This is a genomic window from Streptomyces geranii (assembly GCF_002954775.1).
Taxonomy (GTDB): Bacteria; Actinomycetota; Actinomycetes; order Streptomycetales; family Streptomycetaceae; genus Streptomyces; species Streptomyces geranii.
Window position 1 is genome coordinate 1 of record NZ_PJME01000034.1, and the last position, 18,052, is coordinate 18,052.

An 18,052-nucleotide genomic window follows, 5' to 3' on the forward strand; every position below is an offset into this window, starting at 1 on the left:
GACGGACGAACCTCTGGTGTGCCAGTTGTTCTGCCAAGGGCATGGCTGGTTGGCTACGTTCGGGAGGGATAACCGCTGAAAGCATCTAAGCGGGAAGCCTGCTTCGAGATGAGTGTTCCCACCCCCTTTGAGGGGTTAAGGCTCCCAGTAGACGACTGGGTTGATAGGCCAGATCTGGAAGCCCGGTAACGGGTGGAGGTGACTGGTACTAATAGGCCGAGGGCTTGTCCTCAGTTGCTCGCGTCCACTGTGTTGGTTCTGAAACCACGAACAACCCCACACCCAGGTCACGGGTGATGGTGCGGTTGATGTGTTTCATAGTGTTTCGGTGGTCATAGCGTGAGGGAAACGCCCGGTTACATTCCGAACCCGGAAGCTAAGCCTTACAGCGCCGATGGTACTGCAGGGGGGACCCTGTGGGAGAGTAGGACACCGCCGAACAAATATTGAAAGGGTTGGATCCTGAACTTCGGTTCGGGGTCCAACCCTTTTTTGTTGTGTGTCACTTGACGTTCACGTCGCGCGGCAACCATCCAGAGCATGGGTACTGCTGCAATGCTCAGGGCCGCCGGCGTCGGAGTCGGTGACGAGGTCGTCGTGTCGGCCTTCGGGAACGTCGAAGTCGCCGAGGCCGTCATCCAGGCCGGTGCGCTGCCGGTGTTCGCCGACATAGATCCGGTGACGTACTGCCTCGACGCGTCGGCTGTCGAGGCGGCCACAACTCCGCGTACGGCGGCTGTCGTTGTCGTACACCGCTTCGGGCGGCCGGCCGACATGGGGCGCATGCTCGACGTCGGGCAGCGGCACGGGCTGCTGGTGTTGCAGCACGGGGAGTCCGAGGCGCCGTACGACGAGATCGCTCAGCGGCGGCAGCGGGCGGCGTTTCTCGATCTCAAGTTGCGGGGTGTGCGCACGCCCGACGACGGGGACGGGCACACCTATCAGCAGTACGTAGTGCGGGTGCCCGGCAATGGGCGGCCCGATCGGGATGCCTTCGCTCGGGCCTTGCGGGCCAGGGGAGTTGACTGCCGGGTGCCCGTCAAGGCGCCGGTGCATCGTATGGCCGCGTTCCGGCGTTGTGTCTCGCTGCCCGAGACCGAGCTGGCCGCTTTCGAGACGCTCGCGCTGCCCGTGGACGCCTCGTTGACCAAGCGGGACATGCAGCGGATCGTGTCCGCGTGCAACTCGCTCGGGGGGCTGTTGCAGCCCGCGTTCTGATCTTTCGGGCGTCGGGCGGGCGTAGTTGGGAGCACGGCGCTGTTCGGGGTATGATCTATTTCGTTGCCGCGAGGGAAACCTCGTAAAGCAGCTGGCCCCCCTAGCTCAGTCGGCAGAGCGTCTCCATGGTAAGGAGAAGGTCAACGGTTCGATTCCGTTGGGGGGCTCCACGCAGAAGGCCCCGCCCAATTGGGCGGGGCCTTCTTTCTGTCTGCCGCTCTGTCGTCAGTCCTTCTGCAGGCCCGGGACACGCATTGCCAGGATTGCCATGTCGTCGGACGGGGCGTCGGAGGCGAAGCGTTCGACCGCGCGCATGATGCGGGCCGCCACTGCCCCGGCCGTGAGGCCCGTGCATGTCCTCAGGACGTCCGTCAGGCCGTCGTCGCCCAGCATGCGGGTGCCCTCGCGGCGTTCCGTGACGCCGTCCGTGACGCACAGGAGGACGTCGCCGGGGTCGAGGGTGATCGTCTGCTCGTACAGCTCCAGGTCCTCCAGGACGCCCAGGAGGGGCTGGGGTTCGGCTGCGGCTTCCACCGTGCCGTCCTGGCGCAGGCGGAGCGGGAGGGGGTGGCCGGCGCAGACCACCTTCAGTACGGCGCTGCCGTCCTCCTGCGGCCACAACTCGCCGTACAGGAGGGTCAGGAAGCGGCTGCGGGCGCCCTCGTCGAGGATCGCCGAGTTGAGGCGCTCCAGGACCGCCGGGCCACCGAAGCCCTCTCTCGCCAGCAGGCGCAGGGCGTGGCGGGCCAGGCCCGTCACCGCCGCCGCCTCCGGGCCCGTACCGCAGACGTCGCCGATGGCGAAGCCGTAGGCGCCGTCGCGGATGGGGAAGAGGTCGTAGAAGTCGCCGCCGACCTCGTTGCCCTCGCCGGCCGCGCGGTAGATGACCTCCACCTCCACTCCGTCGATCTCCGGCAACTCCGGGGGGAGGAGGCTGCGTTGGAGGGCCCGGCTGATGGCGGTGCGTTCCGAGTAGAGGCGGGCGTTGTCCAGGGCCAGGGCGGCCCGGCGGCTCAAGTCCTCGGCCAGTTCCAGGATTTCCTGGCGGAAGTGTTCGTCCGTCGGCTTGCCGAGGGTGAGCATGCCGATCACGCGGTTGCGGGCGACCAGCGGGAGGACGACCGTCTCGCCGCCGACTGCCGCCGCTGTGGCGAGAGTTGTGCCGATGCCCGAGCTGACCGTGGTGGGCGCGTTGAGGCCCAGGCTGCGCATGGAGGTGCGCAGGGCCGCATGGTGCGCCGCCTGCGCGGGGGCCGACCAGACGCGGGCGCCTGGCGTCGGGACCGGGTCCGGCGGGGAGATCTTCGAGAGCAGGGCCTTGAGGCCGTCGATGCGGTCCTCGTCCTCGTGCAGGACGTACGAGAGGTACGGCTCCGAGGCCTGGTCGGCGATCGTGTAGACCGCGCACCAGGTGGCCAGGGTCGGGACCGTCATCTGGGCCATCAGGGCCAGGGTTTGATCGCGGTCCAGGGTTCCGGCCAACAGGTCGGAGGCCTCCACCAGGAAGCTCAGTGAGCCTCGGCGCAGGCGTTCCAGTTCGCCGAGGCGGGCCGACTCCACCGCCAACGCGATGCGGTCGGCGGCGAATTGGAGGCGCAGGGCCTCTTCGTTCGTGTAGCGGCCGGGGGATTCGGCCGCGACGCCCAGCGAGCCGGTGAGGCGGCCCTCCACCTTCAGGGGGACCGTGACGACCGAGCGCATGCCCGTGCCGCTGAGGAGGGGGACCGCGCCCGGGACTGCCGAGAGGTCGTCGTGGACGGCCGGCATACGGGCCGAGCCGTAGCGGCCGGGACCCGCCTCTACGGGGACGCGGGCGAAGCGCTGGCGGGCGGAGGGGAGGCCGGTCGAGGCCCGTACCTCCAACTCCGTTTCGTCGTCCGTGGCGAGGAGGAGGAAGGCGGAGTCCGCGTCGAGCATGTCGCGGGCGCGTTCCACCGTGCGCTGGAGGAGGCCGTCGAGGTCGTCCGGGGCCGGGGAGCCGATGAACACCTCGAAGGGGTCGGTGTTCTGGCCCTCCGAGGACGAGTTGCTGTCGGAGGAGCTGCCGCGCAACGGGGTCTGCAGGACCGCCCGTTCGTGGTCGCGGACGAGGAGACAGACCGTCGAGGGCTCGCCGTCCGTGTCGCGGACGCGGAGGTGGGAGGCGTACACCGGCGTGACGCGGCCGTTGGCGCCCCTTATGCCGTAACTGCCTTCCCAGCGGGAGAGTTGGAGGGCCTCGACGACGCCGGTGCTGGTGCCCGGGGTGTGCGGCCAGGCGGCGAGGTCGGTGAGGGGCTTGCCGATGACCGACTCGGGGGCGTAGCCGAAGAGTTCGTCGGCGTCCTCGTTCCACGCCGCGATGGAACCGGCGCGGTCGATCTGGATGACCGCGACCCGGACCCGGCCGTCGGCCAGCGGGAGTAGGTCGGCGGGGAGGGACGGGCCCGCGGAGCGGGTGCCCACCGCGCGCTCGGGCAGCTCCAGTTGGAACCAGACCTGCTTCTGCGTGGGCGTGTACTCGACGCCCCAGCGGCGGGCGAGCGCCGCGCACAGCTGGAGGCCGCGGCCTCCCTCGCGGTCGGGGCTGCCCATGTTGGCGGGGGAGCCCTGGAGGGGGATCTCGCGCTCGGGGTAGCGGTCGGCCACCTCGATCCGGACGCCGTCGTCACTGCGTAGACACAGGACGTCCGCGGAGGTGCCCGCGTGGATCACCGCGTTGGTGACCAGCTCGCTCGTGAGGACCACGGCGTCGTCGACGATGTCCGCGAAGCCCCAGCCCTGGAGGGTGTCGCGGACGAAGGATCGGGCGGTCGCGACCGATCGCCCGACGGGGTCGAAGGTGGCTGCCGCGCGCGCGGTGATCACAGAACTCCTCGTCCGGTTGTCGGAGTGCGGCGTGCCGGGGGCGATCCGCTCCTGCCGGGGCAGGGTCTGGTTCCCCGTCGGCCGGGGATCCTGGGGTGTCTCCCCGGGATGCAGTCCGGTGGTCATGGTGCGGTGCCCCTCCGATGCCTGCCCGCTCGTGGTCGTGCCACCGCCCAGACCGGACGGGCCGGTGTGGCTGGACAGCCGCATGCAAGGTTACTTACCTTCGCGGTCCATGCGGATGCAGGTCTGCAGTGTTTACGTCCCCAGAGTGTGCGGACGGTGTGCGAAGCTGCCGAACTGTTATGGCCGGGTTCGGACAGGGTGAAACACTGGGCAGGCTCCAGGAGAAGGTCTACGCACGGCTGGCAGTATCCGGGTACGCCCGAGTGATGACAGAGCACGCAGAGCAGAAACGGTCGACCCCTTCGGGAGGGACACAGTGGAGTCTGGCGCAGCGACGCGGGGCACGAAAACGCGCGCGAAAGGCGGACAGTCCCTGAGTAACCGGCGCAAACCGCGCAATGGCACGACCGAGGTCGACACGGCCGCCCTGGACAAGCTGCTGTCGGCGCTGGAGTCGATGCGGGACGGCAACTTCCGCAAGCGGCTCACGGTGTCCGGCGACGGCGTCATGTCGGAGATCGCGGCCGTCTTCAACGAGGTGGCCGACCGTAATCTTCACTTGACGGGTGAATTGTCGCGCGTACGGCGCGTGGTGGGGCGCGAGGGGAAGCTGACCGAGCGGCTTGAGTCGGGCGCCAGCGAGGGCTCGTGGGCCGCGGCGATCGACGCCTCGAACGCGCTCGTCGACGATCTCGTACGGCCGGTCTCCGAGGTCGGCCGGGTGCTCAGCGCGGTCGCGGAGGGCGATCTGTCGCCCCGGATGGAGCTGCGGGCGCAGGCCGCCGACGGCAACGGGCATCCGCTGCGCGGGGAGTTCCTCAAGGTCGGGCGCACGGTCAACAATCTCGTCGACCAGTTGTCGACGTTCACCGACGAGGTCACGCGCGTGGCCAGCGAGGTCGGTACGGAGGGCAAGCTGGGCGGTCAGGCCCAGGTGCGCGGGATGTCCGGTTCGTGGCGTGACCTCACGGACTCGGTCAACACCATGGCGTACCGGCTGACCGCGCAGGTGCGGGACATCGCGCTGGTCACGACCGCCGTGGCCAAGGGTGACCTGTCGCGGAAGGTCACGGTTCACGTGGCCGGCGAGATGCTTGAGCTGAAGAACACCGTCAACACGATGGTCGATCAGCTGTCCTCTTTCTCCTCCGAGGTGACGCGAGTCGCGCGCGAGGTGGGTACCGAGGGCGAGCTGGGTGGCCAGGCACAGGTGCCCGGTGTGGCGGGAGTGTGGAAAGACCTCACGGATTCCGTGAATCTTATGGCCGGCAACCTGACGGCCCAGGTGCGCGGGATCGCACAGGTGACGACCGCGGTCGCCAACGGTGATCTGTCACAGAAGGTGACGGTTTCGGCGCGGGGTGAGGTCGCCCAGCTCGCCGAGACGATCAACCAGATGACGGAGACGCTGCGGACGTTCGCGGACGAGGTCACCCGCGTCGCCAACGAGGTCGGTGGCGAGGGGCGGCTCGGCGGGCAGGCGAACGTGCCGGGGGCGGCGGGGACCTGGAAGGACCTGACGGACTCCGTCAACACGGTCTTCCGGAACCTGACCACGCAGGTGCGGGACATCGCCGCCGTGACGACGGCTGTGGCCAGCGGTGATCTGTCGCAGAAGGTCAGCGTCGAGGTCGCGGGCGAGATGCTGGAGCTGAAGAACACCGTCAACGGGATGGTTGATCAACTGTCCGCGTTCGGTGCCGAGGTGACCCGGGTGGCCCGGGAGATCGGTGTCGAGGGTGAGCTGGGCGGCCAGGCGGAGGTGCCGGGGGCGGCCGGTACGTGGAAGGACCTGACGGACTCCGTCAACACGGCGTTCCGGAACCTCACCGGACAGGTGAGGAACATCGCCCAGGTGACGACCGCGGTGGCCAACGGCGACCTGTCGCAGAAGGTCACCGTCGATGTCTCCGGCGAGATGCTCCAGCTGAAGAACACCGTGAACACGATGGTGGACCAGCTGTCGAGCTTCGCCGACCAGGTGACGCGGATGGCGCGTGACGTGGGTACGGAGGGCCGGCTCGGCGGTCAGGCGCGCGTGGACGGCGTGTCCGGTACGTGGAAGGAACTCACCGACTCCGTCAACTTCATGGGTGGCAACCTCACCTCGCAGGTGCGGCAGATCGCCCAGGTGACGACGGCGGTGGCGCGGGGCGACCTGTCCCAGAAGATCGATGTTGACGCTCGCGGCGAGATCCTTGAGTTGAAGAACACGATCAACACCATGGTTGATCAACTCTCGGCCTTCGCCGACCAGGTGACCCGGGTCGCCCGTGACGTGGGTACGGAGGGCCGCCTCGGCGGTCAGGCGCAGGTGCCGGGCGTCGCCGGTGTGTGGCGCGACCTCACCGACTCCGTGAACGGCATGGCCGGCAACCTCACCGCCCAGGTGCGCAACATCGCCCAGGTGGCGACCGCGGTGGCCCGGGGTGACCTGTCCCAGAAGATCACCGTGGACGCGCGCGGGGAGATCCTGGAGCTGAAGAACACCCTGAACACGATGGTTGATCAACTGTCGTCGTTCGCCCAGGAGGTCACGCGTGTGGCCCGTGAGGTGGGTACGGAGGGCGAGCTCGGCGGGCAGGCGGAGGTGCAGGGTGTCTCCGGCACCTGGAAGGACCTCACGCAGTCCGTGAACTTCATGGCCAACAACCTGACGATCCAGGTGCGCAACATCGCCGAGGTGACGACCGCGGTCGCCAAGGGCGATCTGTCGAAGAAGATCACTGTTGACGCCAAGGGCGAGATCCTTGAGCTGGTCACGACGGTCAACACCATGGTTGATCAACTGTCGTCGTTCGCCGAGCAGGTGACGCGAGTCGCCCGTGAGGTGGGCACGGAGGGCATCCTCGGCGGCCAGGCCCACGCGTCCGGCGTCACGGGCATCTGGAAGGACCTCACCGACAACGTCAACCTGATGGCCAACAACCTGACCGTGCAGGTGCGGAACATCTCCCAGGTCGCGGCGGCCGTCGCCAACGGCGACCTGACGCGGACGGTGACGATCGAGGCGCGCGGCGAGGTCCAACAGCTCGCCGACACCTTCAACACCATGGTGAAGACGCTGAGTTCGTTCGCCGACCAGGTCACCAAGGTGGCCCGCGAGGTGGGTACGGACGGCATCCTGGGCGGTCAGGCGCATGTGCCGGGCGTGGCGGGCACCTGGAAGGACCTCACCGACTCGGTGAACGGCATGGCCTCCAACCTGACCGGTCAGGTGCGCAACATCGCGATGGTCACGACGGCCATCGCCAAGGGTGACTTGACCAAGAAGATCGACATTGACGCTCGCGGCGAGATCCTTGAGCTGAAGACGACGATCAACACCATGGTTGATCAGCTGTCGTCCTTCGCCGAGGAGGTCACCCGAGTCGCCCGCGAGGTGGGTACGGAGGGCCAGCTTGGCGGCCAGGCACGCGTGCGTGACGTCGACGGCACCTGGCGCGACCTCACCGAGTCGGTGAACGAGATGGCCGGGAACCTGACCCGGCAGGTGCGTGCCATCGCGCGCGTGGCGACCGCGGTGACCCGCGGTGACCTGAACCTGAAGATCGACGTGGACGCGTCCGGCGAGATCCAGGAACTGCAGGACTACATCAACAAGATGATCGCCAACCTGCGCGACACCACGATCGCCAACAAGGAACAGGACTGGCTCAAGGGCAACCTCGCCCGGATCTCCGCCCTGATGCAGGGCCGCCGGGACCTCGACGACGTGGCCTCGCTGATCATGAGCGAGCTGACGCCGGTCGTCACCGCCCAGCACGGCGCCTTCTTCCTGGCGATGCGGACGGTCGACGCCAAGGACCCGGGAGGCGTTCCGGAGAACGCGTACGAGCTGCGCATGCTCGGCTCGTACGGCTACTCCATGGGGTCCATGCCGACCTCGTTCCGGCCCGGTGAGGCGCTGGTGGGGACCGCCGCCGAGGAGAAGCGCACGATCCTCGTGCAGGACGCGCCGAGCGGCTATCTGAAGATCTCCTCCGGGCTCGGCGAGGCGCCGCCCGCGCAGGTGATCGTGCTGCCGCTGCTGTTCGAGGGCAAGGTGCTCGGGGTCATCGAACTGGCGTCGTTCACGCCGTTCACGCAGATCCAGAAGGACTTCCTCAGCCAGATCGCCGAGATGATCGCGACCAGCGTCAACACCATCTCCGTCAACACCAAGACGGAGGTGCTGCTGAAGCAGTCGCAGGAGCTGACCGAGCAGTTGAGGGAGCGCTCGGCGGAGCTGGAGAACCGGCAGAAGGCGCTTCAGTCGTCCAACGCGGAGCTGGAGGAGAAGGCCGAGCTGCTGGCCCAGCAGAACCGCGACATCGAGGTCAAGAACACGGAGATCGAGGAGGCGCGGCAGGTCCTGGAGGAGCGCGCCGAGCAACTCGCCGTCTCGATGCGCTACAAGAGCGAGTTCCTCGCCAACATGTCGCACGAGCTGCGTACGCCGCTCAACTCGCTGCTGATCCTCGCCAAGCTGCTGGCCGACAACGCGGACACCAACCTCACCCCGAAGCAGGTCGAGTTCGCCGAGACGATCCACGGGGCGGGTTCCGACCTGCTGCAGTTGATCAACGACATCCTCGATCTGTCGAAGGTCGAGGCGGGCAAGATGGACGTCTCGCCGACGCGTATCGCGCTCGTGCAGCTCGTCGACTACGTGGAGGCCACCTTCCGTCCGCTGACCGCGGAGAAGCGTCTGGACTTCTCCGTACGGGTCTCGCCGGACCTGCCCGCCACGCTGCACACCGACGAGCAGCGGCTGCTCCAGGTGCTGCGCAACCTGCTGTCCAACGCGGTGAAGTTCACCGACTCGGGAGCGGTCGAGCTGGTGATCCGGCCGGCCGGTGCGGAGGTGCCGGTGGCCATCCGGGAGCAGCTCCTGGAGGCGGGCTCGCTGCGGGACGCGGACGCCGACATGATCGCGTTCTCGGTGACCGACACCGGTATCGGCATCGCGGCCAGCAAGATGAGGGTGATCTTCGAGGCGTTCAAGCAGGCCGACGGTACGACCAGCCGGAAATACGGCGGTACGGGCCTCGGGCTGTCCATCTCGCGGGAGATCGCGCGGCTGCTCGGCGGCGAGATCCACGCGCAGAGCGAACCGGGCCGCGGCTCGACGTTCACGCTGTATTTGCCGCTGCACCCCAGTGAACTGCCCCCGCAGGGCTACGCGCAGCTGACGCCCTCCCTGGAGGTCGGCGAGCTGCTGGCCTCCGAGGCGGAGCTGGCCGGCGCGGACGTCGGGACGCCGGCCGAGGTGAGGTCGTACCAGGAGGCGCAGAACGGGCCCGCCGCGCTCTTCAGGCGGCGTCGCAGGGCCGTGTCGGTGGCCGAGCTGAACGCCTCCTCCAGGGCGAACGGCCAGTGGGCGGCGGCGGGTGAACTGGAGGCGGTGCAGCAGCCGCGCCGGGGCATCCGGTTCGACGGCGAGAAGGTGCTCATCGTCGACGACGACATCCGTAACGTGTTCGCCCTGACGAGCGTCCTGGAGCAGCACGGGCTGTCGGTGCTGTACGCCGAGAACGGCCGGGAGGGCATCGAAGTCCTGGAACAGCACGACGATGTGACGGTCGTACTGATGGACATCATGATGCCCGAGATGGACGGCTACGCGACGACCACGGCGATCCGCAGGATGCCGCAGTTCGCCGGGCTGCCGATCATCGCGTTGACGGCCAAGGCGATGAAGGGCGACCGGGAGAAGGCGATCGAGTCGGGAGCCTCGGACTACGTCACCAAGCCCGTCGATCCCGATCACCTGCTGTCGGTGATGGAGCAGTGGATGCGGGAGGAGTGATGGTTGAGCTGGGTGTTTCCGCTGAGGGGGCGGGAATCTCCGGTGTTCACGCGGAGTTGCTGACACAGTGTGGCCGACGCCGTGTAGAAGTACGGGATTCGGGGAACCTTCTGGTCTCCCGCTACGTTTCTGCTACGTGCACAGTGACATCGCGGTGACAGGGTGTGGCGACGGGCGGGGTGCGGCTACCATGACCGGCACGAGGACGGGCGGCGCAAGGGAGCCGTCCCCTGGGGCGGCGCCCGGTGGTGCTGCCCCAAGTCCTGAGGACAGGGGAGGCCCCAAGCCGGGGCGAGGAGGGCGGGCCATGGTGCAGAAGGCCAAGATCCTCCTGGTCGATGACCGGCCGGAGAATCTGCTGGCGCTGGAGGCCATCCTCTCTGCGTTGGATCAGACACTGGTGCGGGCATCGTCCGGGGAGGAAGCGCTCAAGGCACTTCTGACGGACGACTTCGCGGTCATTCTGCTGGACGTCCAGATGCCTGGCATGGACGGCTTCGAAACGGCCGCGCACATCAAGCGGCGGGAGCGGACGCGGGACATCCCGATCATCTTCCTCACCGCGATCAACCACGGTCCGCACCACACCTTCCGGGGGTACGCGGCGGGTGCGGTGGACTACATCTCCAAGCCGTTCGACCCGTGGGTGCTGCGGGCGAAGGTCTCGGTGTTCGTCGAGCTGTACATGAAGAACTGCCAACTCCGGGAGCAGGCGGCCCTGTTGCGCCTCCAGCTGGAGGGTGGCGGGGGGCAAGGCGGCGGTCGGCGCGGCCAAGGAGCCGGCGGGACTGCTCGCCGAACTCTCCGCGCGTCTCGCGGCCGTCGAGGAGCAGGCCGAGGCGCTGTCGAAGCAGCTCGACGACGAGTCGGCGGACGCGGCGGCGGTGGCCACGGCAGCCCATCTCGAACGCAAACTGACCGGCCTGCGCCGGGCTCTGGACGCGCTCGAACCGGGTACCGGGAGCGGGGCACCCTCGGTGCCGTCGCAGAACTGACCCGCCTTTCGAACGCAGTTGCGCGTGAGCGCGCGTCAGTTTCGCGCTCACGCAGGGGCGACACGAACGGGTGAAGCGGTGACACACGTGTCGGCCGTCGCCTCCACCGGTAACCTCACACACATGGCCCCACGTCCTTCCGCAGCCAAGAAGCCGCCCGCGAAGAAGGCAGCCGCGCCCGCGAAGGCTCCGGCGAGGAAGGCCGCGGCCAAAAAAGCCCCCGCGAAGAGGGCGCCCGCCAAGAAGACCACGGCGAAGAAGGCCGCACCCCCTCCGGCACCCAGCCCCACCGGGGGCGTGTACCGCCTCGTACGCGCCCTCTGGCTCGGCATCGCGCACGCCGTCGGCGCCGTGTTCCGCGGCATAGGGCAGGGTGCGAAGAACCTCGACCCGGCACACCGGAAGGACGGCGTGGCACTGCTGTTGCTCGCCCTCGCGCTGATCGTGGCCGCGGGCACCTGGTCCAACCTCCGCGGACCCGTCGGCGACCTCGTCGAGATGCTGGTCACCGGCGCGTTCGGCCGCCTCGACCTGCTGGTGCCGATACTGCTCGCGGTCATCGCCGTACGGTTCATCAGGCACCCGGAGAAGCCCGACGCCAACGGCCGGATCGTCATCGGGCTGTCAGCGCTCGTCATCGGGGTGCTCGGGCAGGTCCACATCGCGTGCGGCGCCCCCGCGCGCAGCGACGGCATGCAGGCGATAAGGGACGCCGGCGGGCTGATCGGCTGGGGAGCGGCGACCCCGCTGACGTACACCATGGGCGAGGTCCTCGCCGTACCGCTGCTGGTGCTGCTCACCGTCTTCGGGCTGCTCGTGGTCACCGCGACGCCCGTCAACGCGATTCCGCAGCGGCTGCGGCAGCTCGGGGTCCGGCTCGGCATCCTGCGCGACCCCGAGGACGACCGGTTCTCCGAGGACGACGAGCAGTACGAGGACCAGTGGCGCGACGCGCTGCCCGGGCGCCCCCGCAGACGCGGGTCCGCCCCCGAGGAGTACGACCCGGACAGCGCCGAGCAGGAGGCGCTCTCCAAGCGCCGGAGCCGCCCCAGGCGCTCCTCCGTACGGCAGCCCGACCCCGGGCGCCCGATGGACGCCGTGGACGTCGCCGCGGCTGCCGCCGCCGCCCTCGACGGGGCCGTCCTGCACGGCATGCCGCCCTCGCCGATCGTCGCCGACCTCACCCAGGGGGTGACCGCGGGCGGCGACCGCGAGGAGACGACCCGGACCCCCGTCCCGGGCGCGCGGCCCAAGCAGGAGAAGCTCAAGGCGGAGCCGGTGAAGCCCGCGGTCGCGGACCTCACCAAGGCGCCGCCGGACATGATGCGCGACCTGCCCCCGCGCGCGGAGCAGCTCCAGCTCTCCGGGGACATCACCTACTCGCTGCCCTCGCTCGACCTCCTGGAGCGAGGCGGCCCCGGCAAGACCCGCAGCGCGGCGAACGACGCGGTGGTCGCCTCCCTGACGAACGTCTTCATGGAGTTCAAGGTCGACGCCGCGGTCACCGGCTTCACCCGCGGTCCCACGGTCACGCGGTACGAGGTCGAACTGGGCCCCGCGGTGAAGGTCGAGCGGATCACCGCCCTGGCCAAGAACATCGCGTACGCCGTCGCCAGTCCCGACGTACGGATCATCAGCCCGATCCCCGGCAAGTCGGCGGTCGGCATCGAGATCCCCAACACCGACCGCGAGATGGTCAACCTGGGGGACGTGCTCCGGCTGGCCGACGCGGCGGAGGACGACCACCCGATGCTGGTCGCGCTCGGCAAGGACGTCGAGGGCGGCTATGTGATGGCCAACCTCGCCAAGATGCCGCACCTGCTCGTCGCAGGTGCGACCGGTTCGGGCAAATCATCCTGTATCAACTGCTTGATCACATCGATCATGGTTCGGGCGACACCCGAAGACGTCCGCATGGTGCTCGTCGACCCCAAGCGCGTCGAGCTGACCGCGTACGAGGGCATCCCGCACCTGATCACGCCGATCATCACTAACCCCAAGCGGGCCGCGGAGGCGCTCCAGTGGGTCGTGCGGGAGATGGATCTGCGGTACGACGATCTGGCCGCGTTCGGATTCCGGCACATCGACGACTTCAACGAGGCCATCAGGAACGGCAAGGTCAAGCTGCCCGAGGGCAGTGAGCGCGAGCTGTCGCCGTACCCGTATCTGCTGGTGATCGTCGACGAGTTGGCCGACCTGATGATGGTGGCACCCAGGGACGTCGAGGACGCGATCGTGCGCATCACGCAGCTCGCGCGCGCTGCCGGTATCCATCTGGTCCTCGCCACGCAGCGGCCCTCTGTTGATGTCGTGACCGGGTTGATCAAGGCGAACGTGCCGTCAAGGCTCGCCTTCGCCACGTCCTCCCTCGCCGACTCGCGGGTCATCCTGGACCAGCCCGGCGCCGAGAAGCTCATCGGCAAGGGCGACGGGCTGTTCCTGCCGATGGGCGCCAACAAGCCCACCCGTATGCAGGGCGCCTTCGTCACCGAGGACGAGGTCGCGGCGATCGTCCAGCACTGCAAGGACCAGATGGCGCCGGTCTTCCGGGACGACGTCACCGTGGGCTCCAAGCAGAAGAAGGAGATCGACGAGGAGATCGGCGACGACCTCGAACTGCTGTGCGCGGCGGCCGAACTCGTCGTCAGCAGCCAGTTCGGGTCCACCTCGATGCTCCAGCGCAAGCTGCGCGTCGGGTTCGCCAAGGCGGGCCGGCTGATGGACCTCATGGAGACGCGGGGCATCGTCGGGCCGAGCGAGGGGTCCAAGGCGCGTGACGTTCTTGTGAAGGCTGACGGGCTGGACGAGATGCTCGCGGTGATTCGCGGGGAGACTGAGTAGCAGGGGACTCACCGGACGCGCGGGTGTCCCTGTGTGCGGCAACCGGGTGGTCGAAAGTGACTCACTCGTAAGGGATCATTGAGCAACCGTTTCCCTTCGTCGTACGTCAAGTTGAGGGAGGCGACAGATCGTTGCCTCACCATGACCTGACCATCAGCGTGTCCTGGCCATTCTGATGGCGTACAAAGTCCCTCCGCCCAGTTGCCCCGACCTTCCCGAACCCCCCTAAACTGAACCTCCAGCACAGGTGGCTACACGCTCGAAAGGCGCCCCCGTGTCCATCGGCAACTCTCCACAAGACGAGCGTCCGTTCGAAGAAGACCGTGACGATCGCGAGGAAGCAGCCCGCCCTTCGATCGGCCGCGCCCTGCAGCAGGCGCGTATCGCGGCAGGGCTCACCGTCGACGACGTCAGCTCCGCCACCCGGGTCCGGATCGCCATCGTGCACGCGATCGAACAGGACGACTTCGCCCCCTGCGGCGGAGACGTCTACGCGCGCGGGCACATCCGGACCATCGCCCGTGCCGTCAACATCGATCCCGAACCCCTGCTCGCGCAGTTCGCCGACGCCCACGGCGGCGGGCGTCCGGCGCCGACCCCGGCCGCGCCCCTGTTCGAGGCGGAGCGCATCCGTCCCGAGCGGCGCGGGCCGAACTGGACCGCGGCGATGGTCGCCGCGATCGTCGCCGTGATCGGCTTCGTCGGCTTCACCCTGGTCAACGGCGGTGACGACGAGGGCGCGCAGGCCCAGGTCGCCGAGGGCTCCACGCCCACGACCAGTCAGCCGGCCTCGCCCACACCGAAGAAGGACAAGCCCGCCGACCCGAAGCCGGACCCGTCGGACAGCGCGATCGCGGCGGCGCCCCGCGACAAGGTGACCGTCCAGGTGAGCGCCACGGACGGGCGCAGCTGGATCTCCGCCAAGGACCACAACGGCCGGCTGCTCTTCGACGGCCTGCTCAAGCAGGGTCAGTCCCAGACCTTCCAGGACAACGAGGAGATCAACCTCGTCCTGGGCGACGCGGGCGCGATCCAGCTGTACGTCAACGGCAAGAAGATCGAGGACGAGTTCCAGCCGGGAGCGGTGGAGCGGCTCACGTACACGAAGGGCGACCCCGAGGTCGGCTGAGCGGCAGCAGCGCGCTTACACGGTTCACAGGTACGGGGCTGGCCCAGACGGGGTCAGCCCCGTCGACGTGGGGTGTCAGTGGGACGAAGTAGTCTTGAGCCCATGCCTGAACGCCGTACCGTCGCACTCGTCACCCTTGGCTGCGCCCGTAACGAGGTGGACTCGGAGGAGCTCGCAGGCCGCTTGGAGGCGGACGGCTGGCAACTCGTGGAGGACGCCGAGGACGCGGACGTCGCCGTCGTCAACACCTGTGGCTTCGTCGAGGCCGCCAAGAAGGACTCCGTCGACGCCCTCCTGGAGGCCAACGACCTCAAGGGGCACGGCAGAACCCAGGCCGTCGTGGCGGTGGGCTGCATGGCCGAGCGGTACGGCAAGGAACTCGCCGAGGCCCTCCCCGAGGCCGACGGCGTGCTCGGCTTCGACGACTACGCCGACATCTCCGACCGCCTGCAGACCATCCTCAACGGCGGCATCCACGCCTCGCACACCCCGCGCGACCGGCGCAAGCTGCTGCCGATCAGCCCGGCCGAGCGGCAGAGCGCGGGTGCGGGCGTCGCCCTTCCGGGGCACGGAGGCGAGACCGACGCCGCCGCGCCGGTGGAGCCCGTCGAGGCCCCCGCCGACCTGCCCGAGGGTGTCGCCCCGGTCTCCGGGCCGCGTGCGCCGCTGCGCCGGCGGCTCGACGGCTCGCCCGTCGCCTCGGTGAAACTCGCCTCCGGCTGCGACCGGCGCTGCACCTTCTGCGCCATCCCGTCCTTCCGCGGCTCCTTCATCTCGCGCCGCCCCAGCGACGTACTGAACGAGACCAGGTGGCTGGCCGAGCAGGGTGTCAAGGAAGTCATGCTCGTCTCCGAGAACAACACCTCGTACGGCAAGGACCTCGGCGACATCCGCCTCCTGGAGTCGCTGCTGCCCGAGCTGGCGGACGTCGACGGCATCGAGCGCGTGCGGGTGAGCTACCTCCAGCCCGCCGAGATGCGCCCGGGGCTCATCGACGTACTGACCTCGACGCCCAAGGTCGCCCCCTACTTCGACCTCTCCTTCCAGCACTCCGCGCCCGACGTGCTGCGCTCGATGCGGCGCTTCGGCGACACCGACCGCTTCCTGGAACTGCTCGACACCATCCGGAGCAAGGCCCCGCAGGCCGGCGTGCGGTCCAACTTCATCGTGGGCTTCCCCGGTGAGAGCGAGGCCGACCTGGCGGAGCTGGAGCGGTTCCTGAACAACGCGCGCCTGGACGCCATCGGTGTCTTCGGGTACTCCGACGAGGACGGCACGGAAGCGGCGACGTACGAGAACAAGCTGGACGAGGACGTCGTCGCGGCCCGGCTCGCCCGGGTCTCCCGGCTGGCCGAGGAACTGGTCTCGCAGCGCGCCGAGGAGCGGGTCGGCGAGACCGTGCAGGTGCTCGTCGAGTCGGTCGGCGGCGAGGAGGGCGCGTACGGCCGCGGTGCGCACCAGGCGCCGGAGACGGACGGCCAGGTGCTGTTCACCAACTTCGCCGATTTCGCGGACTTCGAGGGCCGCACGAGCGGCGAAGGTCCGATCGTCGGCCGTATCGTCGAGGCGAAGGTGGTCGGTACGGAAGGTGTCGACCTGGTGGCCGAGCTGCTCCCGGGCTCGTTCGGCTCGCTCGCGTGTTCGGAGTCAGAGGAGGCAGCCAGATGACCGGAGTCCCGGCATCCGCAGCGGGCGGCTCCTCCAGCGCGCGGAACGCCAAGAGCGTGCCGGGAGCTGTGGGTGTGCCGGGCGCGTTGGGTGCCGCCGGGGTCTCCGGTCCCTCGGTCGTCCCTGCGTCCGCCGGTTCCGCTGTCGGCTCGGCGGCGTCCGTGCCGCCGCCTCCGGTCGACTCCGGGGTCTCCGGCGTTCAGGACGGTGTGAAGACGGTGCGCGGCGGGAAGCTGGGCGCCGCGGCCGTGAATCAGGCCAGCCTCTGGAACATCGCGAACATTCTTACGATGATCCGGTTGCTCCTGGTGCCGGGCTTCGTGGCGCTGATGCTGGCCGACGGCGGCTACGACCCGGCGTGGCGCTCGCTCGCCTGGGCGGCCTTCGCGGTCGCCATGATCACGGACATCTTCGACGGCCATCTCGCGCGTACGTACGACCTCGTCACCGACTTCGGGAAGATCGCCGACCCCATCGCCGACAAGGCGATCATGGGCGCGGCGCTGATCTGTCTCTCCGCGCTGGGCGATCTGCCGTGGTGGGTGACCGGTGTGATCCTCGGGCGGGAGCTGGGGATCACCCTGCTGCGCTTCGTCGTCATCCGCTACGGCGTGATCCCAGCGAGCCGCGGCGGCAAGCTCAAGACGCTCACCCAGGGCGTGGCCGTCGGGATGTACGTCCTGGCACTGACGGGTCCGCTGGCGACCCTGAGGTTCTGGGTGATGGCCGCGGCGGTCGTGCTGACCGTCGTGACCGGGCTCGACTACGTAAGACAGGCCATTGTGCTGCGCAGGCAGGGAATCGCCGAGCGCGAGGCCGCGTCGGTGGAGGCGGAACGGTGAGTTCCGCGGCTGCCGACGTGGTGAGACTACTCACAGTGAGGGGCGAGACGCTCGCTGTCGCGGAGTCCCTCACGGGCGGTCTGGTTGCGGCGGAGATCACATCGGTGCCCGGGGCCTCCAAGGCCTTCCGGGGTGCGGTGACGGCATACGCGACCGAACTGAAGCATCAGGTGCTCGATGTCGACGCCACCCTGCTGGCCACCCGAGGAGCGGTGGATCCGCAGGTCGCGGCCCAGATGGCGGCCGGAGTCCGGAAGGTTCTCGGCGCCGACTGGGGCATCGCGACGACCGGGGTGGCCGGCCCGGAACCGCAGGACGGGCAGCCCGTCGGGACGGTCTTCGTCGCCGTGGACGGCCCTTTCGGAGCGGACGCCGGTGCCGAAGGTGGCGGAAAAGTGGCGTCGCTGCGGTTGAACGGCTCCCGGGCGGAAATTCGTATGGAGAGTGTACGGAGCGTGCTCGCACTCCTCCTTGAGGGGATTGTGGGCGAACAGACCGGGAATGAGCGGGCACAGGATACGGAACAGAACGGGGGGACCTGATGTTTGCAGCCCTGAGTGAACACGACATCGCTCCCCGCACGGCCGCGGCGCAA

8 protein-coding genes, 1 tRNA gene, 2 rRNA genes and 1 pseudogene are annotated in these 18,052 nt (G+C 68.8%); 11 read left to right on the forward strand and 1 reads right to left on the reverse strand.

Annotation, left to right across the window (positions count from 1 at the left end):
* The 4 genes from CW359_RS30585 to CW359_RS30600 all read left to right on the forward strand — a co-directional run.
* A 23S ribosomal RNA gene (locus CW359_RS30585) occupies window positions 1–232 on the forward strand; the annotation flags it as partial.
* A 92-nt stretch (window positions 233–324) separates the two neighbouring features.
* A 5S ribosomal RNA gene (gene rrf / locus CW359_RS30590) occupies window positions 325–441 on the forward strand.
* Between the two features lie 114 nt (window positions 442–555).
* Window positions 556–1,218: a DegT/DnrJ/EryC1/StrS family aminotransferase gene (locus CW359_RS30595; protein WP_105973432.1), complete on the forward strand. Its 663-nt coding sequence runs from the start codon at window positions 556–558 to the stop codon at window positions 1,216–1,218.
* Between the two features lie 94 nt (window positions 1,219–1,312).
* Window positions 1,313–1,388 (forward strand) — tRNA-Thr (locus CW359_RS30600).
* 55 nt (window positions 1,389–1,443) lie between these two features.
* Here the strand turns inward: CW359_RS30600 and CW359_RS30605 are convergent.
* On the reverse strand, window positions 1,444–4,191 hold the full coding sequence (locus CW359_RS30605) for a SpoIIE family protein phosphatase (protein WP_105973433.1): 2,748 nt from the start codon (window positions 4,189–4,191) through the stop codon (window positions 1,444–1,446).
* Between the two features lie 316 nt (window positions 4,192–4,507).
* Between CW359_RS30605 and CW359_RS30615 the strand changes: the two genes are divergently transcribed.
* From CW359_RS30615 to CW359_RS30645, 7 genes and pseudogenes are all read left to right on the forward strand, one after another.
* Window positions 4,508–9,982 carry a HAMP domain-containing protein gene (locus CW359_RS30615; protein WP_105973434.1) on the forward strand — a complete coding sequence of 1,825 codons (5,475 nt, stop codon included), beginning with the start codon at window positions 4,508–4,510 and terminating at the stop codon, window positions 9,980–9,982.
* 307 nt (window positions 9,983–10,289) lie between these two features.
* A pseudogene (locus CW359_RS30620) lies at window positions 10,290–10,977 on the forward strand (response regulator).
* A 123-nt stretch (window positions 10,978–11,100) separates the two neighbouring features.
* Window positions 11,101–13,818 carry a DNA translocase FtsK gene (locus tag CW359_RS30625; RefSeq protein ID WP_105973509.1) on the forward strand — a complete coding sequence of 906 codons (2,718 nt, stop codon included), beginning with the start codon at window positions 11,101–11,103 and terminating at the stop codon, window positions 13,816–13,818.
* 274 nt (window positions 13,819–14,092) lie between these two features.
* Complete coding sequence (locus CW359_RS30630) at window positions 14,093–14,947, forward strand: helix-turn-helix domain-containing protein (protein WP_105973435.1); 855 nt, start codon at window positions 14,093–14,095, stop codon at window positions 14,945–14,947.
* 102 nt (window positions 14,948–15,049) lie between these two features.
* Entirely contained in the window at window positions 15,050–16,615 is a 1,566-nt protein-coding gene (rimO, locus tag CW359_RS30635; protein ID WP_105973436.1) for a 30S ribosomal protein S12 methylthiotransferase RimO, read from the forward strand.
* Window positions 16,612–17,457, forward strand: coding sequence for a CDP-diacylglycerol--glycerol-3-phosphate 3-phosphatidyltransferase (gene pgsA / locus CW359_RS30640; protein WP_105973437.1), 846 nt, complete (start codon window positions 16,612–16,614; stop codon window positions 17,455–17,457). The genes rimO and pgsA overlap by 4 nt, the downstream gene beginning before the upstream one ends.
* Window positions 17,454–17,999, forward strand: coding sequence for a CinA family protein (locus tag CW359_RS30645; RefSeq protein ID WP_105973438.1), 546 nt, complete (start codon window positions 17,454–17,456; stop codon window positions 17,997–17,999). Before pgsA ends, CW359_RS30645 begins: the two co-directional genes overlap by 4 nt.
* The last annotated feature ends 53 nt before the right edge of the window (window positions 18,000–18,052 follow it).